At 63.2% G+C, this 21627-nt stretch carries 19 protein-coding genes; 7 read left to right on the top strand and 12 right to left on the bottom strand.

Annotation, left to right across the window (positions count from 1 at the left end; all coding sequences use genetic code 11):
• Nucleotides 1-20: 20 nt before the first annotated feature.
• Nucleotides 21-2132: a flagellin N-terminal helical domain-containing protein gene (locus tag GO606_RS19715; RefSeq protein ID WP_169116716.1), complete on the bottom strand. Its 2112-nt coding sequence runs from the start codon at nt 2130-2132 to the stop codon at nt 21-23.
• A gap of 228 nt (nt 2133-2360) precedes the next feature.
• Between GO606_RS19715 and GO606_RS19710 the strand changes: the two genes are divergently transcribed.
• Both GO606_RS19710 and GO606_RS19705 read left to right on the top strand, forming a co-directional pair.
• Nucleotides 2361-2795 (top strand): tetratricopeptide repeat protein, encoded by a 435-nt coding sequence (locus tag GO606_RS19710; RefSeq protein ID WP_169116717.1) that lies wholly within the window; start codon nt 2361-2363, stop codon nt 2793-2795.
• A 328-nt stretch (nt 2796-3123) separates the two neighbouring features.
• Nucleotides 3124-3789 carry a hypothetical protein gene (locus GO606_RS19705; protein WP_169116718.1) on the top strand — a complete coding sequence of 222 codons (666 nt, stop codon included), beginning with the start codon at nt 3124-3126 and terminating at the stop codon, nt 3787-3789.
• A gap of 216 nt (nt 3790-4005) precedes the next feature.
• Here GO606_RS19705 and GO606_RS19700 read toward each other — a convergent pair whose 3' ends face one another.
• The 3 genes from GO606_RS19700 to GO606_RS19690 all read right to left on the bottom strand — a co-directional run bounded on the left by GO606_RS19700 (nt 4006) and on the right by GO606_RS19690 (nt 5870).
• Nucleotides 4006-4527, bottom strand: a complete 522-nt coding sequence (locus tag GO606_RS19700) for a DUF4351 domain-containing protein (RefSeq protein WP_169116719.1) — start codon at nt 4525-4527, stop codon at nt 4006-4008.
• A gap of 77 nt (nt 4528-4604) precedes the next feature.
• Nucleotides 4605-4856 (bottom strand): DUF4351 domain-containing protein, encoded by a 252-nt coding sequence (locus tag GO606_RS19695; protein WP_169116720.1) that lies wholly within the window; start codon nt 4854-4856, stop codon nt 4605-4607.
• Nucleotides 4857-4880: 24 nt separating this feature from the next.
• The gene (locus GO606_RS19690) at nt 4881-5870 is read right to left on the bottom strand and encodes a DUF4351 domain-containing protein (RefSeq protein ID WP_169116721.1); all 990 of its coding nucleotides are present in this window, start codon (nt 5868-5870) and stop codon (nt 4881-4883) included.
• A gap of 467 nt (nt 5871-6337) precedes the next feature.
• Between GO606_RS19690 and GO606_RS19685 the strand changes: the two genes are divergently transcribed.
• Together GO606_RS19685 and GO606_RS19680 are read left to right on the top strand one after the other, a co-directional pair.
• On the top strand, nt 6338-6667 hold the full coding sequence (locus GO606_RS19685) for a type II toxin-antitoxin system PrlF family antitoxin (protein ID WP_169116722.1): 330 nt from the start codon (nt 6338-6340) through the stop codon (nt 6665-6667).
• Nucleotides 6664-7170, top strand: a complete 507-nt coding sequence (locus GO606_RS19680; protein WP_169116723.1) for a type II toxin-antitoxin system YhaV family toxin — start codon at nt 6664-6666, stop codon at nt 7168-7170. The genes GO606_RS19685 and GO606_RS19680 overlap by 4 nt, the downstream gene beginning before the upstream one ends.
• 275 nt (nt 7171-7445) lie before the next feature.
• Here GO606_RS19680 and GO606_RS19670 read toward each other — a convergent pair whose 3' ends face one another.
• From GO606_RS19670 to GO606_RS19660, 3 genes are all read right to left on the bottom strand, one after another.
• Nucleotides 7446-7967 (bottom strand): DUF4351 domain-containing protein, encoded by a 522-nt coding sequence (locus GO606_RS19670; RefSeq protein WP_169116724.1) that lies wholly within the window; start codon nt 7965-7967, stop codon nt 7446-7448.
• Between the two features lie 80 nt (nt 7968-8047).
• Nucleotides 8048-9013 carry a DUF4351 domain-containing protein gene (locus tag GO606_RS19665; protein ID WP_169116725.1) on the bottom strand — a complete coding sequence of 322 codons (966 nt, stop codon included), beginning with the start codon at nt 9011-9013 and terminating at the stop codon, nt 8048-8050.
• Nucleotides 9014-9127: 114 nt separating this feature from the next.
• Nucleotides 9128-10261 carry an ATP-binding protein gene (locus GO606_RS19660; protein WP_169116825.1) on the bottom strand — a complete coding sequence of 378 codons (1134 nt, stop codon included), beginning with the start codon at nt 10259-10261 and terminating at the stop codon, nt 9128-9130.
• Nucleotides 10262-10989: 728 nt separating this feature from the next.
• Here GO606_RS19660 and GO606_RS19655 point away from each other — a divergent pair.
• Together GO606_RS19655 and GO606_RS19650 are read left to right on the top strand one after the other, a co-directional pair.
• Nucleotides 10990-11871: an ImmA/IrrE family metallo-endopeptidase gene (locus GO606_RS19655; RefSeq protein WP_246979766.1), complete on the top strand. Its 882-nt coding sequence runs from the start codon at nt 10990-10992 to the stop codon at nt 11869-11871.
• The gene (locus tag GO606_RS19650; RefSeq protein WP_343316348.1) at nt 11868-12383 is read left to right on the top strand and encodes a DUF4411 family protein; all 516 of its coding nucleotides are present in this window, start codon (nt 11868-11870) and stop codon (nt 12381-12383) included. Before GO606_RS19655 ends, GO606_RS19650 begins: the two co-directional genes overlap by 4 nt.
• A 500-nt stretch (nt 12384-12883) precedes the next feature.
• On the opposite strand, the gene GO606_RS19645 is transcribed toward GO606_RS19650, so the two are convergent.
• The 5 genes from GO606_RS19645 to GO606_RS19625 all read right to left on the bottom strand — a co-directional run bounded on the left by GO606_RS19645 (nt 12884) and on the right by GO606_RS19625 (nt 20079).
• A complete protein-coding gene (locus tag GO606_RS19645) occupies nt 12884-13744 on the bottom strand; it encodes a dimethyl sulfoxide reductase anchor subunit (protein ID WP_169116728.1) in 861 nt (286 codons plus the stop codon).
• Nucleotides 13741-14388, bottom strand: a complete 648-nt coding sequence (locus tag GO606_RS19640) for a 4Fe-4S dicluster domain-containing protein (protein WP_169116729.1) — start codon at nt 14386-14388, stop codon at nt 13741-13743. The genes GO606_RS19645 and GO606_RS19640 overlap by 4 nt, the downstream gene beginning before the upstream one ends.
• Entirely contained in the window at nt 14385-17123 is a 2739-nt protein-coding gene (locus GO606_RS19635) for a molybdopterin-dependent oxidoreductase (protein ID WP_169116730.1), read from the bottom strand. Before GO606_RS19635 ends, GO606_RS19640 begins: the two co-directional genes overlap by 4 nt.
• A gap of 244 nt (nt 17124-17367) precedes the next feature.
• Nucleotides 17368-19383, bottom strand: a complete 2016-nt coding sequence (locus GO606_RS19630; RefSeq protein ID WP_169116731.1) for a 3-hydroxyacyl-CoA dehydrogenase/enoyl-CoA hydratase family protein — start codon at nt 19381-19383, stop codon at nt 17368-17370.
• A 135-nt stretch (nt 19384-19518) separates the two neighbouring features.
• Nucleotides 19519-20079, bottom strand: a complete 561-nt coding sequence (locus GO606_RS19625; RefSeq protein WP_169116732.1) for a winged helix DNA-binding protein — start codon at nt 20077-20079, stop codon at nt 19519-19521.
• A gap of 328 nt (nt 20080-20407) precedes the next feature.
• Between GO606_RS19625 and GO606_RS19620 the strand changes: the two genes are divergently transcribed.
• Nucleotides 20408-21613, top strand: a complete 1206-nt coding sequence (locus tag GO606_RS19620; protein ID WP_169116733.1) for a thiolase family protein — start codon at nt 20408-20410, stop codon at nt 21611-21613.
• The last annotated feature ends 14 nt before the right edge of the window (nt 21614-21627 follow it).

Raw genomic sequence — 21627 nt, 5'->3', positions numbered from 1 at the left:
TTCTAGCCTTCGACCAGCGTTTAACGGAGCAGCGACAGCACGTTCTGCGGAATCGAATTCGCCTGCGACAGCATCGCGGTACCCGCCTGCTGCAGGATCTGCGCGCGGCTCAGGTTCGCGGTTTCGGCGGCGAAGTCGGCATCCATGATGCGGCTGCGAGCGGCCGAGACGTTCTCCGAACTGGTTTGCAGGTTCGATGCGACAGAGCCAAACCGGTTTTGGACTGCACCCAGCGAGGCGCGGCTGCTGTTGATGTTCTGCAGCGCGGCGTCGATGGTGGCGATCGCGTTTTGCGCGCCGTCGGCGGTGGAGATGTCGATCGTCGACACGCCGGTACCGAAGGTGGTGTCGGCAGCGTTAGTTCCTGCTTTATCAGACAAACCGGCCTTAGCCAGATCGGCGCCGCCCAGCGTAATACCGTTCGCGCTCGTTGAGTTCAGCGTCAAACCGCCATAAGTCGTACCAGATGCCAGGCCGGAGACGGCTTCCCCGGTGCCCTTCGTCTCAAGAGCGATGTTTCGCCCGTCCGCGGCAGTCATCGTGATTTTCCCGCTGCTGTCGAAGGTTGCGGTAACGCCGGTCTGATTCGAAACGGCGTTGATTGCGGCAGCGGTGTTATTGGCTTGGGCGGCGGCGTTGGCTCCCTGGGCGATGGCGCCAAGCTTGACGCCATTCACCGAGATGTAGTCGTCATCGTCTCCGGCGATCGCGCCGGTCGTCACGGCATCGCCGGTCAGGGTGGTCGCGGTTGCCTTCGCACTGACGCCGGTTTGTCCTGTCACCGCATTGAATGCGGCAGCCTTTGAAATAGCGCTCGACTGACTGCTGGCGAGTTGTGCGGAGGCGGTGCCCGTCTTGATTCCGACCGCGTTCGTATCGCCGATAACGATATCGCCACCCTGTCCGGTGATCGTGATCCGGCCGTTTTCAACACTTGCGCTGACAGAGTTCTTGAAGGTGTCGCTCATACCGCTGGCAGCGATCGCAGTGTTGATCGTGTCCGCCATCTGTTTCGCCGCGTCTTCCGCAGTCGTTCCGGCGGCGATGTCCCCGAGGTTAATGTTATTCAGGTCTTCGCCGCCGAAGCTGATGTCGACCAGCCCGGCGTCAAGAGGGGTGCCCGTCTCCGTTGTGTTCGGGGTGCCGTTGAAGCCGACTGCCGTCTGAAGCGCGGCGGATCCCGTAGCACTTACCGAGAAAGCTCCGCCGTCGGACTTGCTGAACTCGAAATCTGCGCCCGCGTCGTCGAGGGTGATGTTCTGAAGCTCCGCCGCGCCAGTCGCCTTCGCTGCATCAAAAGCATCAGAAACTTTGGTTTTCACGTTTGCGATGCTGTCGCTGTTGGCCAAGGTGACTGTAAATTCGTATCCATTGACGTCGAAGGTGATGTCATCGCCGTCCGCAGCACCTACTGCGCCAATGTTTCCCCCAGTTCTTTCGCTCGCAACCGCAGGAACATCTGCGGTTCCAGTCGAGACCGCTGCGTATTCGTAGGAAACGCCGTCGGCGACGCTCGGGCCGATTCCGTAGCCATTGACCGTGATGCCGCCCGACGAAATGCGACCGCTGCTGACAACACCTTCGTCGATCTTGGTCTGGTAGGAGGAGGTGGTGCCCACGCCGAGCGAATCCGCCTTCGCACTGGCGATGGACGAGATACTGATCGTCTCGCCCTTGTTGGCGCCAACTTGGAAGGACTGCGAGTTGAAGGTGCCGTCGAGCAGCTTGATGCCGTTGAACGAGGTCTGGCTGGCGACGGTGTTGATCTGTTCGACGAGCTGATCGACTTCGCCCTGCAAGGCGGCGCGGTCGGCCGTGCTGTTGGTGGCGTTGGAGGCCTGCACCGCGAGCTCGCGCATGCGCTGCAGTGATTCGCCGACGCTGTTGAGTGCGCCTTCGGCGGTTTGCGCCATCGAGATGCCGTCGTTGGCGTTGCGCGTGGCCTGGTTGAGGCCCTTGATCTGAGCCGTCATGCGCTGGGAGATCGCCAGGCCGGCGGCGTCGTCCTTCGCGCTGTTGATGCGCAGGCCGGAGGAAATGCGTTGCAGCGAGCTGGCGAGCGAGGATCCGGAAGACACGAGATTGCGCTGCGAGTTCATCGACGCGATGTTGGTGTTGATGACTTGGGACATGATGGTCTCCTGGGTATGTCAGGTGGGGTCACGTGCCCGGTCGGATCAACGCTTGATTCGGCGGGCGCCGAGCAATTGCTGTGCTCTTGGCTCCATTTACGACGACGGCACGAGAATCTTTAGGCATTTCTCGTGGACTTCATGCGAGCTGATTGCGATCGTGATGTCTCGGTGGGCGGTCGCGTTCCCGGTATCATCCAGCCTTTCGAATCATCGTATGGAGTGCCCATGCCTTCCGTGACACTCGAAACAGGTACCTCCGCGCCTGTTGCCAGCCTGACAACCCGCCAGGCCTTGCAGCAAGCGGTGGCCGCGCACCAGGAAGGGCGCCTGATCGATGCCGAGCGCCTGTACCTGGCGATTGTGCAGGCGGAGCCTGCCCATCCCGATGCCTTGCATAATTTGGGATGTGTGCAGATGCAGTGCAGCAATCCGCTGGCCGCCTTGCCCTGGTTCCAAGCGGCGCTGGAGGCGCAGCCGCAGAACCGGCAATGCTGGCTGAGTTTTGCCGACGCCCTGCTCGCTGTGGGCCGGGCGGATGACGCGCTACAGGTGATGTTAACCGGGCGCTCGGCTGGGCTGGACGGGGAGGACGCGGATTTGCTGGAAGCACGCATTTCCGTTACTTGGGCAACCCGGCCGGACTTGGCTAACACACCTTAGCTGAATCGGGACTTGTTGACCTGGCTGTGCAAGCCCAGGATGAGATTGCCCGTTTCGGCGAGAAGGTCACGCTGCTCGCCGTGCTCGCCGAAGCACTACTACACCCTGGATCGCCCCACCGAAGCCCTGCTTGGCTGGAGAAGGCGTGCGTGGCCGCGTTGGAGGCGAGCGAACTCTCGTTGCTGCGCCGTGGCGATGCTGCTCACACGAAATACCGGGATGGCCGCCCTTGGTGCGCTTCCTCCTCCGCTTCACATAGCCAATTTGACTTCGCTGTCTCGCCCGGGTCATATTCTCTCGTCACAATAAGTTACACGGAGGGTGAAGAATGGCCGGAGGTTTGAGTTGGGGAATTCGTTTTCGGGACGGAAGCGGCCTGCGACCGCTGGAGCCGGTGCTTCGGAACTGGATCAAGACGGTGGAGGAATATACGAACGCATTCGAGGAGGATGCGTGTTGGTCCTATACGGAACGCGCAAACGTTGGCGTGCTGGCGGGCGCGGCGTGGAGAACCAAAGGATGGCTGGCGCTGGAGGAATACTCCACGAGCAAGCGCTGTGTTCAGGGCCAGCCCAGGAACGGACGCTGTGATCTGTATCTCCTGAACAAGGACGAAGAAGGCATGTCGTTCGCGTTCGAGGCCAAACAGACGCGGCAGAACATGGGTAAGCGTGTTTCCCAAAATTTGAACAGGCTCGACGCGCAATTCACCGAGGCCTGGCGCGATGCGGGGCAACTCCATCGCAGCGAAGGTGACAAGCGCGTGGCGGCGTGCTTTGTTATGCCGAGAATGCCGCTGAAGGAAGTCGATACAGTCGATGAGGCTCTGGATTCCTGGCTGAACGACGTCCAAAAGCAAGTCGAATACGATGCACTCGCCTGGGTGTTCCCTGAAGAGGCCAGACGGTTCCAGGGCCGGAAGGCGCGAGTTTCCCCCGGAGTCGTACTGGTCATGCAGGAGCGGCAGCGGGCAACCCGAGCCAAGAAGGTCTAGGCGCGTCTCTCAGGCCCGAGGCGGGGCGAACGAATCGGCCCAGTTCCCGACGAACAGCTTGAGGGAGGGGGCGGGGGTTATCGCCGAAACCCGCAGGAACTGCCGCGGATTCACGGGGAACGCTCGCCGTGGGATCGAGCCGCGACGCGGTCAGAAGCAAAGGGCGCAAAGGAAGAACCGGCCGCTGCGGAAGAGCGCGGCTTCGAAGGCGGCGCTTCACCTTCCGACGAACACGTCGTCGAGCTTGCGGGCGTTGTCGATCTGCTCGGCCCACCATTCGAGTTGCTCGACCGGGGCATTTCCCAGACGTTCAGCGACCTCCGTCGGGATCGGCCCGAAACCGCGAGTGAGCAGGCGGCTGAGGACGCTGCGGGTGCCTTCGGTCCGGCCCTGGTGAAACCCGTCCAGGAACCCTTTCCGAAATCCCTCCCGATGCGACTTCAGAAGTTCTTCCTGAAATCCTTCTTGCAGCACCCGATTGAAGGGGAGGCGCTCGACGCTGGTGGTGTACCCCACTTCTCCGTAATCCAGCGAATCCGGGTCCAACAAATCATCGAGCGTGCGCGCATCGAACAACCGATCCAGCCAGAGTTCGAGTTGCTCGCGCTTCGCCTGCGCGACACGCTCCGCAGCAGCCGGCGGGAGCGGCCCGAAGCGGCGAGTAAGGAGATACTGGATCGCTTCCCGCTTGCCTTCGACGCGCCCGATGCGCTCAATGCTGGTGATGTACTTCGCCATGGGGTCCTTCGATAGCCGGGAATGTAGCGCTGCTTCCGAGCAGGCCGCGAACGACGTGAGCTCGCGTGATCTCGCTGTCAATTCCCGACGAACAAATCGTCGAGCGTGCGCGCGTCGAGCAGTCGATCCAGCCACAGTTCGAGCTGCTCGCCCGTTGCCTTCTCGAGACGCTCCGCAACGGCCGGCGGCAGCGGCCCGAAGCGGCGAGTAAGGAGACGTTCGAGCGCCCCCCGCTCGCCTTTGATCAGCCCTTCCTCCAATCCTTCCTCCAGCCCTTCCCGCTTGCCGCGTTCGAGGGCGAGGCGTTCGACGCTGGTGACGTATTTCACTTTGCGTTCTCCTTCCCGCGGGAATCAGTTCTCCACGAAGACGTCCTCAAGCGTGCGCGCATCGAGCACGCGCTCGGCCCATACTTCGAGCTGATCCGTCGTGGCACGGGCAAGGCGCTCGGTGACGGGTTTCGGCAGCGGCCCGAAGCGGCGTGCGAGCAGGCGGCCGAGCAGCGCGCTTCCGCCTTCGGCGCGGCCTTTCTCACGACCTTCCTCACGACCTTCCTCACGACCTTCCTCTAGCCCTTCCCGCTTGCCGCGTTCGAGGGCGAGGCGTTCGACGCTGGTGACGTATTTCACTTTGCGTTCTCCTTCAATGGTTTCGATATCGTGCCACAGTTTGGTTTCGAGCTCTTTGGGTAGGCGCATCATCCAGTCGAGCACGCCGAAGAATTCGAGGATGCGCTGCTTGTTCCAGTCGCGCTCGTAGAGCAGCCGGACCAAGCGGCGCTTGGCCTCGAAGCGGTTTTGCGGGTCGTGGCGCGTGCGGGCGGTGTGGAGGTGGGCGGCGGTGACGAGGGCGAAAGGGTTCGGGTCGGCGAGGAGCGCGTCGGCGCGGGAATCGAAATCGGTGAGCTTGGCGACGGGGAAGTCGAGCGCGTGGCGGCAGCCGAAGAGCTCGAAGCCGTAGCGCGCCGGGCGCCAGCGCGGATCGTCGTCGGCGAGCACGGCGAGGCTCGCGACGGGGCGGTCGTAGCGGTCGAAGATGCGGTAGTTGTAGACGAACATGCGCTTTTCAAAACCGCTGTCGCGGCGGCCCTGGATCTCGATGTGGATATAGACCCAGTCCTCGCGGCCGTCCTGGTCGTGCACGCGCACGAGCTTGTCGACATGGCGGCGGCCGAGTTCGGCGTCGCGCACGACCTGGCGCAGTTCCTGGTCGAGAAAGTCGTGCCCGCGCGACCAGTCAATGCGGCGGCCGGCGTCGGGAAAGTAGAAAGCGATGAATTCGGGAAAAGCGTGTTCGACGGCGCTTTTCCACGGGCTGTCGTAGTCGTCGGCGGGGAGGGCCATGGGGGCTTTCGCGATGAAAGGCGATTATGTTAAACCAATAGACAGAAAGCGTCGCCACGATGTAACGCGCTGCTGGTGCGATTCATGCACATGTAAGCCAACATTCGTACATCTCTCATCAGAGAATTGCCATGAGAACGATCGCAACGAAGGGATCGGCGCGCAAGGGCACCGGGTTCCGAGCACGCTTCCATAATCAATTTGACTTCCCATTCTCAGCGACGTCATGTTCCCTGTTCCCGACACAAACAGTTGCATGGAGGGCAGACATGACGAAGAGGTTGAGGGCGGAGGTTCGGCGGACATCGGTCGGACCTGGTGGTCAGCGTTCGATACGCCCCCTGGTAGCCAGTCGCCCTCCGAAACTCCGAACAGGATGGCAGCAACCGCAGACAATGCATATGCATTGACCAGACAAGGTGGTTGCATTACCATGCAAGGCATCCATCCTTTGACCGGAGAGCGCCATGCCTGCCACCCTCGACGTCGAATCCACGTTGACCGACCGTTATCAAACCACGGTGCCGGAAACCGTGCGTCGCGCCCTGCGGCTGGGCAAGCGCGACAAGATTCACTACAGCATCCGCCCCAGTGGCGAGGTGGTGCTGACCCGCGCTGCAAGCCACGAAGGTGACGACCCGGTGCTCGGGCAGTTCCTGGGCTTTCTGGCCCGCGACATTGCCAGCCATCCCGAGCGCCTGCAGGCGGTGGATGCGGGCCTTGTCCAACGGCTCCAGTCGCTGGTCGGTGGCATCGAGGTCGATCTTGATGCTGCCCTGTCAGCAGACGATGAATGAGCACGGGCAAGCACGCGCCCCTGGTCATTCACGGCTGGACGATCTTTGCCCACCCGCTATTCCTCGCACAGATTGAAGCGCTGGCGCATCAGGTCGAGGCCTTGAAACAGAAAGATCCGACCGGGTACAACAAGAAGAACGCCAGCAAGCGCCTTGCGGCGATCACCAAGCTCGCTTTCGACGTCGTCCCGCAAGACCCGGCCCGTCCTGAATACCGCCAAGGCGGCACCCTTGGCGACGATCACAAGCACTGGTTCCGGGCGAAATTCTTCCAGCAGTACCGGCTCTTCTTCCGGTACCACGCGCCCGGCAAGGTGATCGTGTTCGCGTGGGTCAACGACGAGGATACCAAGCGCGCCTATGAGAGCAGCGACGACGCCTACCGGGTGTTTCGCAAGATGCTGGAAAGCGGCCATCCGCCGGATGACTGGAACCAGTTGCTGGCCGAGGCCCGGGCCGAGGGGGAGCGCTTGCAGCGGTTCGCCGCTGGCGTCACGCCGTAAGGCTTGGCTTCTGCGGCGAGCAGCGTTGTCATGGGGTCATCAGTCTTGGAGAAGAAGATGCGCTACCCCGTGATGACCGGAAGCAGGTTGCCGGCCGATGGAAGGTCGGCCTGAAAACCTTGCGACGCTGGCGTTCCGACAACGAAGGGATCGGCGCGCCAGGGCACGAACGTGACGCTCGGCGAATCGCTGCTGGCCGAAGCGAAGTCGTTGAACATCAACATTTCGCAGGCGGCGGAAGCCGGAGTATCCCCCCCGGCTTCGAAGGCGGCGCTTCACCTTCCGACGAACACGTCGTCGAGCTTGCGGGCGTTGTCGATCTGCTCCGCCCACCATTCGAGTTGCTCGACCGGGGCATTTCCCAGACGTTCAGCGACCTCCGTCGGGAGCGGCCCGAAACCGCGAGTGAGCAGGCGGCTGAGGACGCTGCGGGTGCCTTCGGTCCGGCCCTGGTGAAACCCGTCCAGGAACCCTTTCCGAAATCCCTCCCGATGCGATTTCAGAAGTTCTTCCTGAAATCCTTCTTGCAGCACCCGATTGAAGGAGAGGCGCTCGACGCTGGTGGTGTACCTCATTTCTCCGTAATCCAGCGAATCCGGGTCCAACAAATCATCGAGCGTGCGCGCATCGAACAACCGATCCAGCCAGAGTTCGAGTTGCTCGCGCTTCGCCTGCGCGACACGCTCCGCAGCAGCCGGCGGCAGCGGCCCGAAGCGGCGAGTAAGGAGATACTGGATCGCTTCCCGCTTGCCTTCGACGCGCCCGATGCGCTCAATGCTGGTGATGTACTTCGCCATGGGGTTGTCCTTCGATGGTCGGGAATGTCGTGCTGCTCGCGCGCAGGCCGCGAACGACGGGAGCTCGCGTGCTCTCGTTGTCAATTCCCGACGAACAAATCGTCGAGCGTGCGCGCGTCGAGCAGTCGGTCCAGCCACAGTTCGAGCTGCTCGCCCGTTGCCTTCTCGAGACGCTCCGCAACGGCCGGCGGCAGCGGCCCGAAGCGGCGAGTGAGGAGACGTTCGAGCGCCCCCCGCTCGCCTTTGATCAGCCCTTCCTCCAATCCTTCCTCCAGCCCTTGCCGCTTGCCGCGTTCGAGGGCGAGGCGTTCGACGCTGGTGACGTATTTCACTTTGCGTTCTCCTTCAATGGTTTCGATATCGTGCCACAGTTTGGTTTCGAGCTCTTTGGGCAGGCGCATCATCCAGTCGAGCACGCCGAAGAATTCGAGGATGCGCCGCTTGTTCCAGTCGCGCTCGTAGAGCAGCCGGACGAGGCGGCGCTTGGCCTCGAAGCGGTTTTGCGGGTCGTGGCGCGTGCGGGCGGTGTGGAGGTGGGCGGCGGTGACGAGGGCGAACGGGTTCGGGTCGGCGAGGAGCGCGTCGGCGCGGGAATCGAAATCGGTGAGCTTGGCGACGGGGAAGTCGAGCGCGTGGCGGCAGCCGAAGAGTTCGAAGCCGTAGCGCGCCGGGCGCCAGCGCGGATCGTCGTCGGCGAGCACGGCGAGGCTCGCGACGGGACGGTCGTAGCGGTCGAAGATACGGTAGTTGTAGACGAACATGCGCTTTTCAAAACCGCTGTCGCGGCGGCCCTGGATCTCGATGTGGATATAGACCCAGTCCTCGCGGCCGTCGTGGTCGTGCACGCGCACGAGCTTGTCGGCATGGCGGCGGCCGAGTTCGGCGTCGCGCACGACCTGGCGCAGTTCCTGGTCGAGAAAGTCGTGGCCGCGCGACCAGTCGATGCGGCGGTGGGCGTCGGGGAAGTAGAAAGCGATGAATTCTGGAAATGCGTGTTCGAGGGCGCTTTTCCACGGGTTGTCGTAGTCGTCGGCGGGGAAGGCCATCGCAGGGCTCGGGGGGAGGGAGCCGGATATGTTAATGGCAAAACAGGATCTTCTTGTCGCCGGCGGGGAAGTATGTGCGGATGAGTTCGTGCTGCAGGCGGACCACCGCAGTGTTCAGGCAGCCAGTCCAGCCAGCCAGGGCGCAGCCCGGACCACCTCGATGTGCCCGCGCAGTTCCTCCTGCCTGAGTTCGCGCACCAGTTGCACCGCCCGGGCGTCGGGAAAACGCTCGGCGAAGCCGGCAAGCGCGCGATGGGGCGTGGTGTCGGCGAGCTTGCATTCGATGAGTTGGGTCAGGCGATTCTCCTCCGACAGGGCGAAGTCGACTTCGGCGCCGTCCTTCGTCCGAATGTAATGCAGCCCGACGTTCATGCCCTGCGTGTCATGGAGGAAGTCGACGTGCTTGCGCAGCATCGTGGCGACGGCGTTCTCATAGCGCACGCCGTCGTCGCCACGGACGAGGCCGGTGTCGAAGAAGTAGGCCTTGGGCGTTTGCAGAATGGCGCGGGCGACATTGTGGTGCCAGGGCTGGACGGTGAAGACGATGAAGAGGGCCTGGAGGATATCGAGGTAACGCTTGAGGGTGCCAGGCGAGACCGCCAGGTCGCGCGCGATCGACGCCAGCGAGAGCGGTGAGGCGACGCGTTCGCGCAGCAGCTCGACGAAGAGGCGCATGGTGTTGATTTCGTGGATGCGGGAGAACTCCACCACGTCTTCGCGGATGAGGTCGGTGAAGTACTGCTGTCGCCAGCGGTTGGCATCCACCGGATCGTCCGCGAGGCAGGGTTCCGGAAAACCGCCGCGCGCGATCAGGCGGTCGAGGGCCGCGTCGGGGGAATCGCCGCACATCTCGCAACACTCGCGTACCGAAATCGGGTGCAGGCGCAGCGCGAAGTAGCGGCCGGCGAGCGATTCTCCACTCTGGCGGAAGGTTTCCATGCGGGCGCTGCCGGTGACGAGGAGGGCTTGTTCCGACGGCTTGCCATCGACGATGCCTTTCAGCCAGTTCTTCCAGTCGGGCATCTTGTGGATTTCGTCAAGTACCAGCAGGCGCGCACGTGGGCTCCAGCTTTGCCGCTGGAGGATGGCCCGGTCAGCGGCGACGTCCCAGTTCAGATACTGAGCGGACGGGAAGGTCTGCATCAACTGACGCGCGAGGGTCGTTTTGCCCACCTGTCGGGGACCGGTAAGCACGACCGCCTTGCTTTGCAGATCTTTGGAAACCTGTTCGTCGAGATAGCGCTTCATGAAGACTATTTTATCGACTAATGCATAAAAGTCGCGACTTTTTTTCAATATGCAGAAATTAGGTCGGGAATGGACGCGATGGCTGGATGGTCGACAGAGCCGTCTACGACCGCCGTTCCGCAGTTTGGGCGCTCACTCCTGATGGGCTTCATTTCCGGGGATGCCGTCGGTGCCAGGTCCGACGGCGACGACCTTGTTGTTGCCTGCGTTGCCTCGTACATCGCAGCATCGGCCTGCTTGAGCACGGCGTCGAGGGTTTCGCACGGGCTCCATCCGGGGATGTCGGCGCTGAAAGTGATGGGGAGCAACCAAGGTTTGAGTGAGGTCCAACTTCTCAGCGCCTGGTCCGCCCTAGAGCGCTTTAACACCGGTAAGATTGCTGCGAGATGCTGCCGATTCGCCATGTTCTACTTTAGTTTCACTGACCGACCACGATGCCACACGTAAATCCTGAAATCCTTCGTTGGGCACGCGAGACTGCCAATTTGTCTATGGAGGAGGCTGCTCGTGCTCTCAGCATTGGGGGCGTTCGCACTTCGGGCGAGGACTTGATACGTCGCTATGAGGATGGGACTGCGGAGCCCAGTCGTCCGTTGCTCCTGAAAATGGCCAAGGCATATCGGCGGCCGTTGCTAGCCTTCTATCTTGCCGAGCCCCCAAAACGAGGGGAGCGAGGGGAGGACTTTCGATCATTGCCGGGGGAGCGCCTAGCGGAGAGTCGTGGACAGTTGGATGCGCTGGTGCGTGACGTCTACGTGCGCCAGCGGCTGATCAAGACGACGCTTGAAGAGGCTGATGAGGCAACGCGTCATCGATTTGTCGGGTGCGTCCGTCAAGCTCAAGGTATTGAGGAGGTTTGCGGTCTGATCCGTTCTGGAATTGGCTTCGATCTGGCTGAGTTTCGGCGTCACCGACGTGTTGAGGATGCGTTTGGATACCTTAGGGGCAAAATCGAGCAAACGGGCATTTTTGTGCTTCTGATCGGAAACCTGGGTAGCCATCATTCGAACGTGAGCCCAGAGGTTTTCCGAGGATTCGCTCTAGCCGACGAGATTGCGCCATTCATCGTCATTAACGATCAAGATGCGAAACCTGCCTGGAGCTTCACTGTTCTTCACGAACTTGTACACATATGGCTGGGTAAGACGGGCGTAAGCGGCGGCGAAATCGAGCAGGGCGTAGAGCGGTTCTGCAACGACGTTGCGAGCCGTATTCTTTTGCCCGCTAATGAATTAGGTGAATTCCCGATTCGAGATGGGGACACGGAACGGCTAGTGCTGGATATTGGCGAATTTTCCCGAACCCGAAAGATCAGTGGCGCAATGGTTGCTTATCGGCTTTATCAAGCCGGTGCTATATCCAAGGTGAAATGGCAGACCGTTACTCAACGTTTCCGTGAATTGTGGTTGCATGAAAAGGTCACGGCGCGGCGCGCAGGGGAAGGGACGAGCGGCCCAGACTACTTTGTAGTGCGGCGGCATCGTATGGGCAACGCTCTGCTTGATGTGGTGCGACGCAATCTTTCTGAGGGAATCTTGACGCCCACCAAGGCTGGAAAAGTGTTGGGAGTTCGCCCTCATAATGTCACCACTCTACTGGGCGGCGCATGATGGGGAGTCGCCTCTATCTTCTTGATGCTAACGTCCTGATTGAAGCGCACAACAAGTATTACCCCGTCGACATGGTTCCCGAGTTCTGGGACTGGTTACTCCACTGCGCAGACAGGGGTCTCGTCGCAATGCCTCTTGAAACCTTCGAAGAGGTTCGTGGGGGCGACGATGCGAAGAAGGATTTGTTGAACCAGTGGTTGTATCGGCCGGATGTTGTGAGTGCACTGGTCCTGGCGGAAGAGGTAGATTCGGACGCGTTAAGATCGGTCATGAATGCCTATGCACCAGACCTTGATGACACAGAAATCGAGCAGGTTGGACGCGATCCGTTTCTGATTTCATATGGGCTGGTAACGGAAGGTCGCTGTATCGTGTCCAACGAGGTTTCTAAACCTTCGAAGCAGCGGGCTAATAGGAAAGTGCCTGACGTTTGTCGGTCGTTGGGTGTCCCTTGTTGCGACACGTTCGCAATGCTCAGGACGCTGGGGTTCTCGACCGCGTGGGCAAGGTGACTCCCCCAAGGGCAACCCAACGCTCAAGACGCTGGTGGCCGTCCTCAAGACAGTTGGGCTGCGTCTTTCCGTAGAACCGGAAAACCCTGCGCGCGCTTGACGCTGGTGACGTGTCTCACTTTGCGTTCTCCTTCCGGCGGAACTCAGTTCTCCACGAAGACGTCGTCGAGCGTGCGCGCCTCGAGCACGCGCTCGGCCCACACTTCGAGTTGATCCGTCGTGGGACGGGCGCACACCCCCTACGGATACACCGCGATCGAGGGGTCGGCGCGCTTTAGCACCGCATTCAGCGTTTCACTCGGGTTCCACGCCGTGATGCCGGCGCTGAAGGGGATCAGCTACAAGAGAGCGTGCAGACGTTCAAGCACGCGGAAAACTGAGCTTGCAGCCCGAATTTCACCTTGCCGTTTCGCAAAGGGGGCAAGGCAGGTTCCTGCGAGGCATCGGTTCATCCGTGTCCTCCGCTCGTGCAATTCTACGTCGGATGCCATATTTTCAGCCTACCTTGCTGCGAACGGATGGCCGCGTCGCAGCTTGTTGCCAAGCGCATAACCCTGTACCTGCGCCGCACGTGTGATCAGCAGCAGTTTGAAATGCCACCCCGCGACTGCAGCTGCGAGCGCGGCAAGCGCGCCGGCCAGTGCTGCCATCGGCACCGCGAGTGCGAGCGCGGCGGCGACGAGCGGCACAGCCGTGCCGACTCCCAGCACGGCGAGGTGCGACGACTGCAGCACGCGGCGCGTCGACAGCGGCATGTCGGATGCATTCATCCGGCTGCGGTAGCGCAGCCAGGCGGCGGCGCGCAGTGCGACGAGCAATATCAACGCGGCGAACATCGCGGGAACCGCTGCTCCCTGCATCGTGACGATCAGCACGAGCAGCGACAGACCCTCGACAAGCCCGGTCGCAACGATCAACGGGACGATCGCTGGCTCGCGCCACGTGGGAATGCCGCGCGCCGCCTTCAGGATGCGCCCCTGGCAGTAGAGAAACAGCAGGGCCGCGAGGCTGGCGATGTGCGACAGGAACGCGACCCCGGTCGCGGCGCCGGCTGCGAGCAGCGCGACGATCAGCGCGGCAACGTATGCTTCGCGCGTCATCCACGACGTTTGCGGATGGAACAGCACGTTGAACGCGCGCCACGGGCGGCCGATCTCGGTCCAGACGAATGCCAGACCGGCGCCGATCAGCAGCACCGCGAGCAGCAGGAGGCGGCCATCGGCGACGCCGGGGAACGCCGCGAAGGTGCTCACCGCGAGCAGGGATGAACCGGCGCCGCCGCAGATGAAGTTGCCGGCGGCACGCCAGTCCCAGATCGCCTGATGCGAGGTTCCGAAGCGGGAGAACTTGGTCGGTTTCATTTCTCTTCCCACAGGTAGTAGAAGCCGGGGTCGGTGCCCAAGTGCTCGTGCATCCGGAACCACGTGTTTTCGGTCAGCAGCTTCGACACGTTGCTCTCCCGGTCCTCGAGATCGCCGAAGGTCAGCGCGTTCGCGATGCAGGCGTTTGCGCACGCGGGTGTCGCGTCGGGATCGATGCCAGGGGTCAGCCCGCGCTCGAGCCCGGCATCGACGCGGTCGGAGCAGAACGTGCATTTCTGCGCGACACCGATGCGGCGCTCGTCGAAGCGAAGCGCCTCGTTTTCGGTCGGGCCGTCCGAATACGCGAAGCGGGCCTCCTCGACCTTGTAACGCGCCTGGTACGGGCAGGCGACCGCGCAGTACGAGCAACCGATGCAGAGGTCGTAGTCGATGGTGACGATGCCGTCTTTGCGCTGGCCGGTGGCGGTGCTCGGACAGACCTCCATGCACGGGGGATCGGAGCAGTGCTGGCACCCCACCGGCATGAACAGGCGTTCCACGTTCGGGTATTCGCCCATCTCGACGTCGAGAACCTTGCGCCACTGCACGCCCGGCGGCGTCGCGTTCGTGTGCTTGCACGACGCGGTGCAGGTCTGGCAGCCGACGCAGCGGTTCAGATCGGCGACCATTACATAGCGGGTCATTTGGATTTTCTCCCGACTTTGCGGATATTGACGAGCACCGCGTCGACCGCCGAGCCGGTTCCGTCCACCAAATCCATGTTCATCGGCACGAGGTTGTTCAAGCTCGGCATGTCGAGGTCCTTGGCGTACGGGGTTTTCCAGTGACCGAACTGGCCGACCATGACGATCGTGTCGGGACGCACGCCCTGACGCAGCAGCGCGCGGCCGCTCGTCACGCCAATCGGCGACGTGACCTCGATGCGGTCGCCCTGCTCGATGCCGAGCTGCTCGGCGACCTGCGCATTGATCATGATGCCGTCGTGACCGGCGATGTTCGCCGCGACCTCGCGGATCATCTGCAGGCTGACATTGCCGCCCCACGCGTACTGCATGCTGCGCGCGGTCAGCAGCCAGAACGGGTAGTCGCTGGCCTTGATGCCGTAAGCGCGTTCGTACGCCGACGCCCACAGCTCGTTGAGGTCCTTCCATGTGGGCAGCGGCTCGTATTCGTGCAGTTGCCGGTCCCACCACGTGACGCCCTGCTCGTGCAGCCGTGCGGACAGCTCCTGGCCGATGCGGAGTATCCGTTCCTGGTAGGGCAGTTCGAAGCGCAGCCCGAGATCCTCCATGCGCGGGTACAGATACCAGTTGATCTTCGGGAACGGCTTGACGCGGAAGCCTTTCTCCTTGAAATACGCGAGGCCGTCGCTCGCGGTGCCGCCGGTGACGTCGGCGCTCGCGGCACGGCAGATCGCGTCCCAGGTCTCGTCCACCGAGTGCGCGCGCGTGACGTCGAGCGAAAAGTCGTACGCATCGGTCTTCAGCGGCAGACCGGCGGCGCCGAAGTTGATCATCGCGTTGTAGGCTTCCAGCAGCCCGGTGCGCTTTGCCAGCTCGGTCGCGATCCACGTGAAGTCCTTCGCCTCGCCGCGCGGGGGGACGACGGGCTGGCGCAGCACCCAGCCTTGCGTGTCCCAGAACTGCTCGAAGTAGTGCGTGCCGCCGATGCGGATCAGCTGCGTGCTTTCGAGGTCGATCGCCTCGGGCAGCACGAGGTCGGCGAAATGGTTCGTCTCGTCCTGCGTATAGGAGAACGCGACCGTGAACGGGAAGGTCGCCATCGTCTCGCCAATCCGGTCGGTTTCGGAGAACGAGATGTTCGGGTTGCAGCGATAGACGAACCACACGTCGGGCGGCTTTGGCTGGCCCCAGCTGTCGGCGGCGCGGCCCTGCAGGCGCATCCAGGAGAGCACCGTCGAGCCCATCAACTGGCTGGTGAGGCCGCCGCCGATGATCGGAATCAACGTCGTGTGGCCGTGGCGCACCTGCGGCTGCGCGGCCCAGTGCTCCTTGTCGGTCGGGTTGAACGGGTAGTCGAGGAAGCCGTCCGGGTGCGGCGCGACCGAGCCCATGCGGTCGAAGTCCATGCCGGAGATATGCACCGTGCTGCCGAGCAGCCCGCCGGGCACTTCGAGGCCGCCGACGAGCACCATCAGCATCGTGCGCGCCCAGACGCATTCGTACGCGCCCCAGCCGTTGTTGACGCCCTTGCCGAGCATCACCGCGACCGGGCGGAACGGCAGCGTTCGGCCCTCGAACTCGATCGTCTCGCCGATGCGCGCATGCGCGATGAAATCATTCGCGACGCGGCGGATCCTGTACGCGGCGACGTCGCAGACGGGCGCCGCCCATTCCGGCGTGTGCGCCGCGACGAGTCTGCGCGTGACCTCGAACGCGGTCGTCGCTTCGATCGCGTCGTGCTCCCACGTCTTGCCGTCGGCGCCGACCTCCATGCCGCTGACCGTGAAGCTGCCGACGAGCGCCGGATCGATGCCCGGGGTGTCGAACGGCAGCGCGCGGCCGGTGGCAGCGTCCCACATCAGCGGCTTCTTCGACGCCGGGTCGCGCAGGAAGAAGCCGTTTGGTCCGATAAGGTACGGCGAACCGGTGCGCGCCTTCAGGAAAGGCACGTCGAGATCGGTGAGCGGGCGCTCGTGCAGCAGCACGTGCAACATCGCGTAGAGAAACGCCGGGTCGGTTTTCGGGCGGATCGGGATCCATTCACTCGCTGATGCCCCGGTGATCGACAGATGCGGTTCGATCTGGATGCGCTTGATGCCGCGCGCGCGGGCGTCCGCGTGGCGGCGCACGCTCGTGACGCCGCCCGAGGCGTCGATGTTGTTGCCGAACGAGACGATGTATTCGCAACGCGGCGTGTCCGGGCAGACGGTGAAGGCGCGATGCCACAGCTCGCCGTAGACATGCTCGGTGTGGTAGCACTTGACCGTGCCGCCCGCGCCGAGGCTCTGGTCGACCGGCCCCCACGCGGCGAGGAAGGACGCGAACGTGCCCATGTAGAAGTAAGGCGTCGCCGCGCCGCCAGTCGTGAAGGCAACGCGGGGGTAGCCCTGCTCGTCGATGAGGCTCGTCGCGCGGATCGCATTGAGCTTCTGCGCGATCGTGTTGAGCGCCTCCTCCCACTCGATCTCGACCCAGCCCGGATCTTCGTTGCGTCCCTTCTTCGGGTTCGTGCGCTTCAGCGGCTTCAGCACCCGGTTCGGGTTGTAGATCTTCTGCACGAGGCCGTAAGGCTTCACGCAGACCTTGCCGTCGGCCGGGTGATAGCCCTTCGCGGCGAAGTTCGGGGCCACGGTCGTCGCGATGCCGTCGGTCACTTCGACCGTGAGCATGTCGGGACCGTTGACGCACTGATAACAGTAAGTCGAAACCTTGTGCGTGCTGCTCATGATCTTCATCCACTCCTTGCTGGGTCGCCGGGACGTGGCATGGCTTCGCAGCCCTATCACGTGTTGCCCCAGACTAGGGAGCGGGGTCGCGCACGACTATCCGATGGCCGCAGCGCCTGTCCCGGTGCTGCATGTTTCACCGGGAGGCGAGGGCGCCGACCTGCGGGAATGCCGAACGGCGGCGGACACGCGGATTCGGCCGTCGACCGCCAGGATGAATTTCGGCTTGGGCGAAAAGGCGGCAGTGTGCGGCTCAGGACGTCTTCGTGAAGTCCGGCTTGCGCCTCTGCTGGAATGCGGTGATGCCTTCGCGCGCCGCCGCGGTGCAGGCGCTATCCCCCCACGCGCGGTAGCCGACTTCGAGCGCTTCGGAAAAGGTCGCGGCCGCCGCCGCTTCCGCGACCGCGGTTTCGATGATTCCGATCACCTCAGCGCTCAGCAGTTGCCCGTTCGCGGCTTTCGGTTCGATCGGTTCGAACGCTGCGATCCGCACTTTTCCGTCCTGAACGCCCGTGTGTCGCCCCGCGAGCGTGTCGACCCGTTCCACGGCCGCCCGGATCAAGGCGGGGTAATCCTCGGCCAGCCGGTCCACAATCCCGAGTTCGAACGCGCGCGGCGCCTCAAGGCGGTCGGCGCAGCGCAACATGCCGTGGAACACCGCGGCAGCGTCCGGCCAGCGGCGATACGGTACGACCATCGCGCCTATACCCGGCACGATGCCGAGCGTGATCTCGGGCAGTTGCATCCAGGCCGGGCGAAGCGCGACGATGCCGTGGCAGCGCATCGCGAGCTCGAAGCCGCCACCGATCGCGATGCCGTTCAGTGCGGCGACAACCGGTTTTTCCATTGCGTCCAGATGCACCAGCAGTCGTGAGCAGTCGCGCGCGTATTGTGCCGAGGCTTCGCGATCGCCGAGCATCGACGGGAAGCGGCCGATGTCGCCCCCGGCGCAGAACGCTTTCGTGCCGTAACCGACGATGACGAAACCTCGCACCGCCGGATCGGCCTCGTACAGACGGATCACCGCGAGGATTTCGTCCGTCATTTCGTCGTGCAGCGCGTTGAGCGCCTCGGGGCGGCGCAGCGTGATGACTTTGACGCCATCGACATCGTCGACGAGCAGGTGCCGCCAGAACTGCTGGTAGTCGGCGAGCGGGCGCGCCGGCGTCGGCATGCCGGGGCGTTCGGCGGCGAAACGTTCGAAGATGCGGTGCGATTTCGGCTCGCCGAGATCCCGCATCAGTTCAAGCGGCCCGTGCTTGAAGCCGAGTGCGAGCTTGCAGCCGAGATCGAGATCGGCGGCGCTCCCGATGCCGCGATCGAGGATGTCGACGGACTGCGAAAACAGCACGCCGAGCAGGCGATCCCGCGTCGCCGCGGCAGTCTCCGGACCCATCTCCACCTGCTTGCCCGGTGCGACTGTGAGCCAGGTGTCGACTGAGCGGAAGATCGGCGCCGGCCGGTAGTGCTCGCCTTCCTCCTCCGCCTGTAGCGTATTCGTCTCGGTGATGATCGGATTGCCGCGAGCGAGGTTCAGCACGAAGAACGGACCCGCGTGGACGTACGCTGCGACCGCGCTGTCGACCTCGGCCGCGGTCGCGCGGTCGAGCAGCAGCGCCGCCTCGTTGCACCAATTGTCGAAGACGCGGTCGAGCATGAAGCAGACGACGTCGGATGTCAGCAGCGGGACCTTGCCGGTGACGGCGAAAATCCACCTCAGATATGCGAGGACGTCGGGATCGAGCTTCTCCCACGCGATCACCTCGACGGCCGGATTGCGCCACGCCGGCGCGAAGAAGTGCGTGATCGTCGCGCGGTCCGGGCGCTCGAGCTCGGCGAAGATCCGTTGCGCCGGCAGCGAACTTGTGTTTGACGTGATGACCGCGTGCGGCGAGACGATGCGCTCGACGTCAGCAAAAATACGTTGCTTAAGCGACAGGTTCTCGGTCGCCGCCTCGATCACCCAGTCGCAGTCGGCGAGTGCGTGATAGTCGAGCGTTCCGACGATGCCGGCGTTCACCGCTGCGGCTTCGGCCTCGCTCATCTTGCCGCGCGCAACCGCTTTGCGGGCGTAGTCGTCGCAGCGCTGCAGCGCGCGGTCGAGCGCGGGCTGCGCGACGTCGACGAGCGTGAGCCGGATATGCGGCAGGGCGCTCTTGAGGTAATAGCCGATGTCCGGGCCGATCGTCCCGGCGCCTATGACGGCGACGTGGCGCGGCGCCGGGCGGGCAGGACGATACAGCAGGGGATTCGAGTAGGTCCTGGACATGGCGCGGTGCTCCTTGGTTTTTTGTGAGGCGGTCGACTGCCCCGGCGCAGACCGTCTCTTGTCCGCTACCGGTCGAATTCGGTTTCCTGCATGACTCGCTGCAGGAGCGCGGGGCCGCGCAGCCCCGGCGGCGGATCATGCCGAGGTCCGGCCCTTCTCGCCGTCCGCCGGAGGCGTGACGCGGCAATAAGTCGCCGAGATTCGGCTCGCTTCGTCGTAGGTGCCAGTGAGCATGCTGAGCAGCTTCGCGGTCTCGTATAGCTTCTTGTCGATGTGCTCGATGTTCTTCGTCTGGTCGGTCAACATTTCGCGGCGGATCCGCGTGTAGTCGTCGAGCATCGCTGCGGCCCGTTCGGTGACGGCGTACGTCCAGATCTTGCTGTTTCCGCCCTTGATCTTGTCGACGAGGCCGAAGTTGAGCAGCTTGCGCAGGCTGTACTGGACGTTCGTGATCCCGTCCAGGTTGAGCTGGCGCGCGAGCACGGCAGCCGTCTTGGGGCCCTCCTGCATGCGAATGACATGAAGAAGCACGAGCTCCGCGGAACTGAGCTCACCGAGCCCGCACATGCTCGCGACCTGCAGCATGAAGCGCTGGAACGCCTGCTCGAAACGCAGTATTGCCCACTCAAACTCTGTGGTCATCGCATCGTGGTGCGTGCCCCCCAGATGCCAGCCCTTGTAGTAGCTCTGATCCAATTCCGTTTCCTCGACGTGCGTGGTGGCGATGACTGTAGACAAAATGGCTCGCTTGCTGTGAACGTAATTTCAATCGATTTTCACTGTATCTGCTGCCGTTCGGCGTTGTCAACGTCCCCTCCGTCGCGCACCCGGTCCTCGGCGCGCCCGCATGACCGGCCGCGATGCCATCCCACCCTCGATCGTGTTTAATGAAAAACCGATCAAAATAATTAAAATGATCGATTGACTTTCAATCGAACAGGTATCAAAGTTGGCACCAACAAGTCCGAGCTCACCTCCGCGCTGCGGTGCGCGGGGCAGCGAGAGACGACAAAAGGAGGAGACAATGGCACTCAAGGCCGAGATACCTTACGGCGCGTACTGGAGTACGCCCTTTGCCCGCTGGCAGGGCAGCCTCGCCGCACTGCACAGCGTCGAATTTGCTGCGCATGTGACGAAGTGCGAGCTCATGCGGCGCAGCATTCCAGCGGAAACCTTCGATTACGGCGTGCTCGGCATGTCTGTGCCGCAGCGCCACGCGTTTTACGGCCTGCCTTGGCTCGCCGGGATTGTCGGAGCGAGGCAGGTGGCCGGCCCGACGGTGATGCAGGCCTGCGCGACCGGCGTGCGCTGTTTGCTCGCCGCGGCGCAGGAAATCGAGCTGGGCCTCGCCGGCGCGGTGCTGACCGTCACCTGCGACCGCACCTCGAACGGTCCGCATCTCTATTACCCCGACCCACGGTCGCCGGGTGGTACGGGCGCGAGCGAAAACTGGGTGCTCGACAACTTCGCGTGCGATCCCCTCGGCGGCCACTCGATGCTCGCGACCGCCGAGAACGTCGCGAAAAAGCACGGTATTTCGATGTCGCAGCAGCATGAACTCGTTTTGCGCCGCGAAGCGCAGTACCGGGACGCGCTCGTCGACGACTCCGCGTTCCTGCGGCGCTTCATGACGTTGCCGTTCGAGGTGCCGACGCCCGATTTGAGGAAGAACGCGGCGACGCTCGACGGCGACGAGGGCATCAACCATTCGACGCCCGAAGGGCTCGGACGTCTGCGTCCGGTGCTCGAAGATGGCAGCGTCACCTACGGCTGCCAGACCCATCCCGCCGACGGCAATGCCGCGATCGTCGTCACCAACGCGGACCGGGCGCGGGAACTCTCGTCGCAGCCCTCGATCGTCGTACGCCTGCTCGGATTCGGCCAGGCGCGTGTGCCCCTTGCGTACATGCCGGAAGCGTCCGTTCCGGCCGCGCGACGGGCGCTCGACCAAGCCGGGCTCTCGATCGCGCAGATGGATGCGGTCAAGACTCACAACCCGTTCGCCCTCAACGACATCGTGTTCGCACGGGAAACCGGTGCGGATCTCGAGCACATGAACAACTGGGGCTGCTCGCTGGTCTGGGGCCACCCGCAGGCGCCGATGGGGACGCGATCCGTGATCGAGCTGATCGAGGAACTCGTGCTGCGCGGCGGTGGCTACGGCCTCTTCACCGGCTGTGCGGCCGGCGACAGTGCGATGGCCGTCGTATTGCAGGTCGGCGACCGCTGACCGGGACCGGCCTG

It is taken from the genome of Aromatoleum anaerobium (assembly GCF_012910705.2).
In the GTDB taxonomy this organism is placed as follows: Bacteria; Pseudomonadota; Gammaproteobacteria; order Burkholderiales; family Rhodocyclaceae; genus Aromatoleum; species Aromatoleum anaerobium.
Note: the sequence above shows the minus strand (reverse complement) of the source record. Positions and strands in the feature narration are given on the sequence as shown.

Coding starts and splice junctions, on each gene's coding strand:
- GO606_RS19715 (WP_169116716.1), bottom strand. CDS start 2,132: ATGTCCCAAGTCATCAACACCAACATCGCGTCGATGAACTCGCAGCGC.
- GO606_RS19710 (WP_169116717.1), top strand. CDS start 2,361: ATGCCTTCCGTGACACTCGAAACAGGTACCTCCGCGCCTGTTGCCAGC.
- GO606_RS19705 (WP_169116718.1), top strand. CDS start 3,124: ATGGCCGGAGGTTTGAGTTGGGGAATTCGTTTTCGGGACGGAAGCGGC.
- GO606_RS19700 (WP_169116719.1), bottom strand. CDS start 4,527: ATGGCGAAGTACATCACCAGCATTGAGCGCATCGGGCGCGTCGAAGGC.
- GO606_RS19690 (WP_169116721.1), bottom strand. CDS start 5,870: ATGGCCCTCCCCGCCGACGACTACGACAGCCCGTGGAAAAGCGCCGTC.
- GO606_RS19685 (WP_169116722.1), top strand. CDS start 6,338: ATGCCTGCCACCCTCGACGTCGAATCCACGTTGACCGACCGTTATCAA.
- GO606_RS19680 (WP_169116723.1), top strand. CDS start 6,664: ATGAGCACGGGCAAGCACGCGCCCCTGGTCATTCACGGCTGGACGATC.
- GO606_RS19670 (WP_169116724.1), bottom strand. CDS start 7,967: ATGGCGAAGTACATCACCAGCATTGAGCGCATCGGGCGCGTCGAAGGC.
- GO606_RS19665 (WP_169116725.1), bottom strand. CDS start 9,013: ATGGCCTTCCCCGCCGACGACTACGACAACCCGTGGAAAAGCGCCCTC.
- GO606_RS19660 (WP_169116825.1), bottom strand. CDS start 10,261: ATGAAGCGCTATCTCGACGAACAGGTTTCCAAAGATCTGCAAAGCAAG.
- GO606_RS19650 (WP_343316348.1), top strand. CDS start 11,868: ATGATGGGGAGTCGCCTCTATCTTCTTGATGCTAACGTCCTGATTGAA.
- GO606_RS19645 (WP_169116728.1), bottom strand. CDS start 13,744: ATGAAACCGACCAAGTTCTCCCGCTTCGGAACCTCGCATCAGGCGATC.
- GO606_RS19640 (WP_169116729.1), bottom strand. CDS start 14,388: ATGACCCGCTATGTAATGGTCGCCGATCTGAACCGCTGCGTCGGCTGC.
- GO606_RS19635 (WP_169116730.1), bottom strand. CDS start 17,123: ATGAAGATCATGAGCAGCACGCACAAGGTTTCGACTTACTGTTATCAG.
- GO606_RS19630 (WP_169116731.1), bottom strand. CDS start 19,383: ATGTCCAGGACCTACTCGAATCCCCTGCTGTATCGTCCTGCCCGCCCG.
- GO606_RS19620 (WP_169116733.1), top strand. CDS start 20,408: ATGGCACTCAAGGCCGAGATACCTTACGGCGCGTACTGGAGTACGCCC.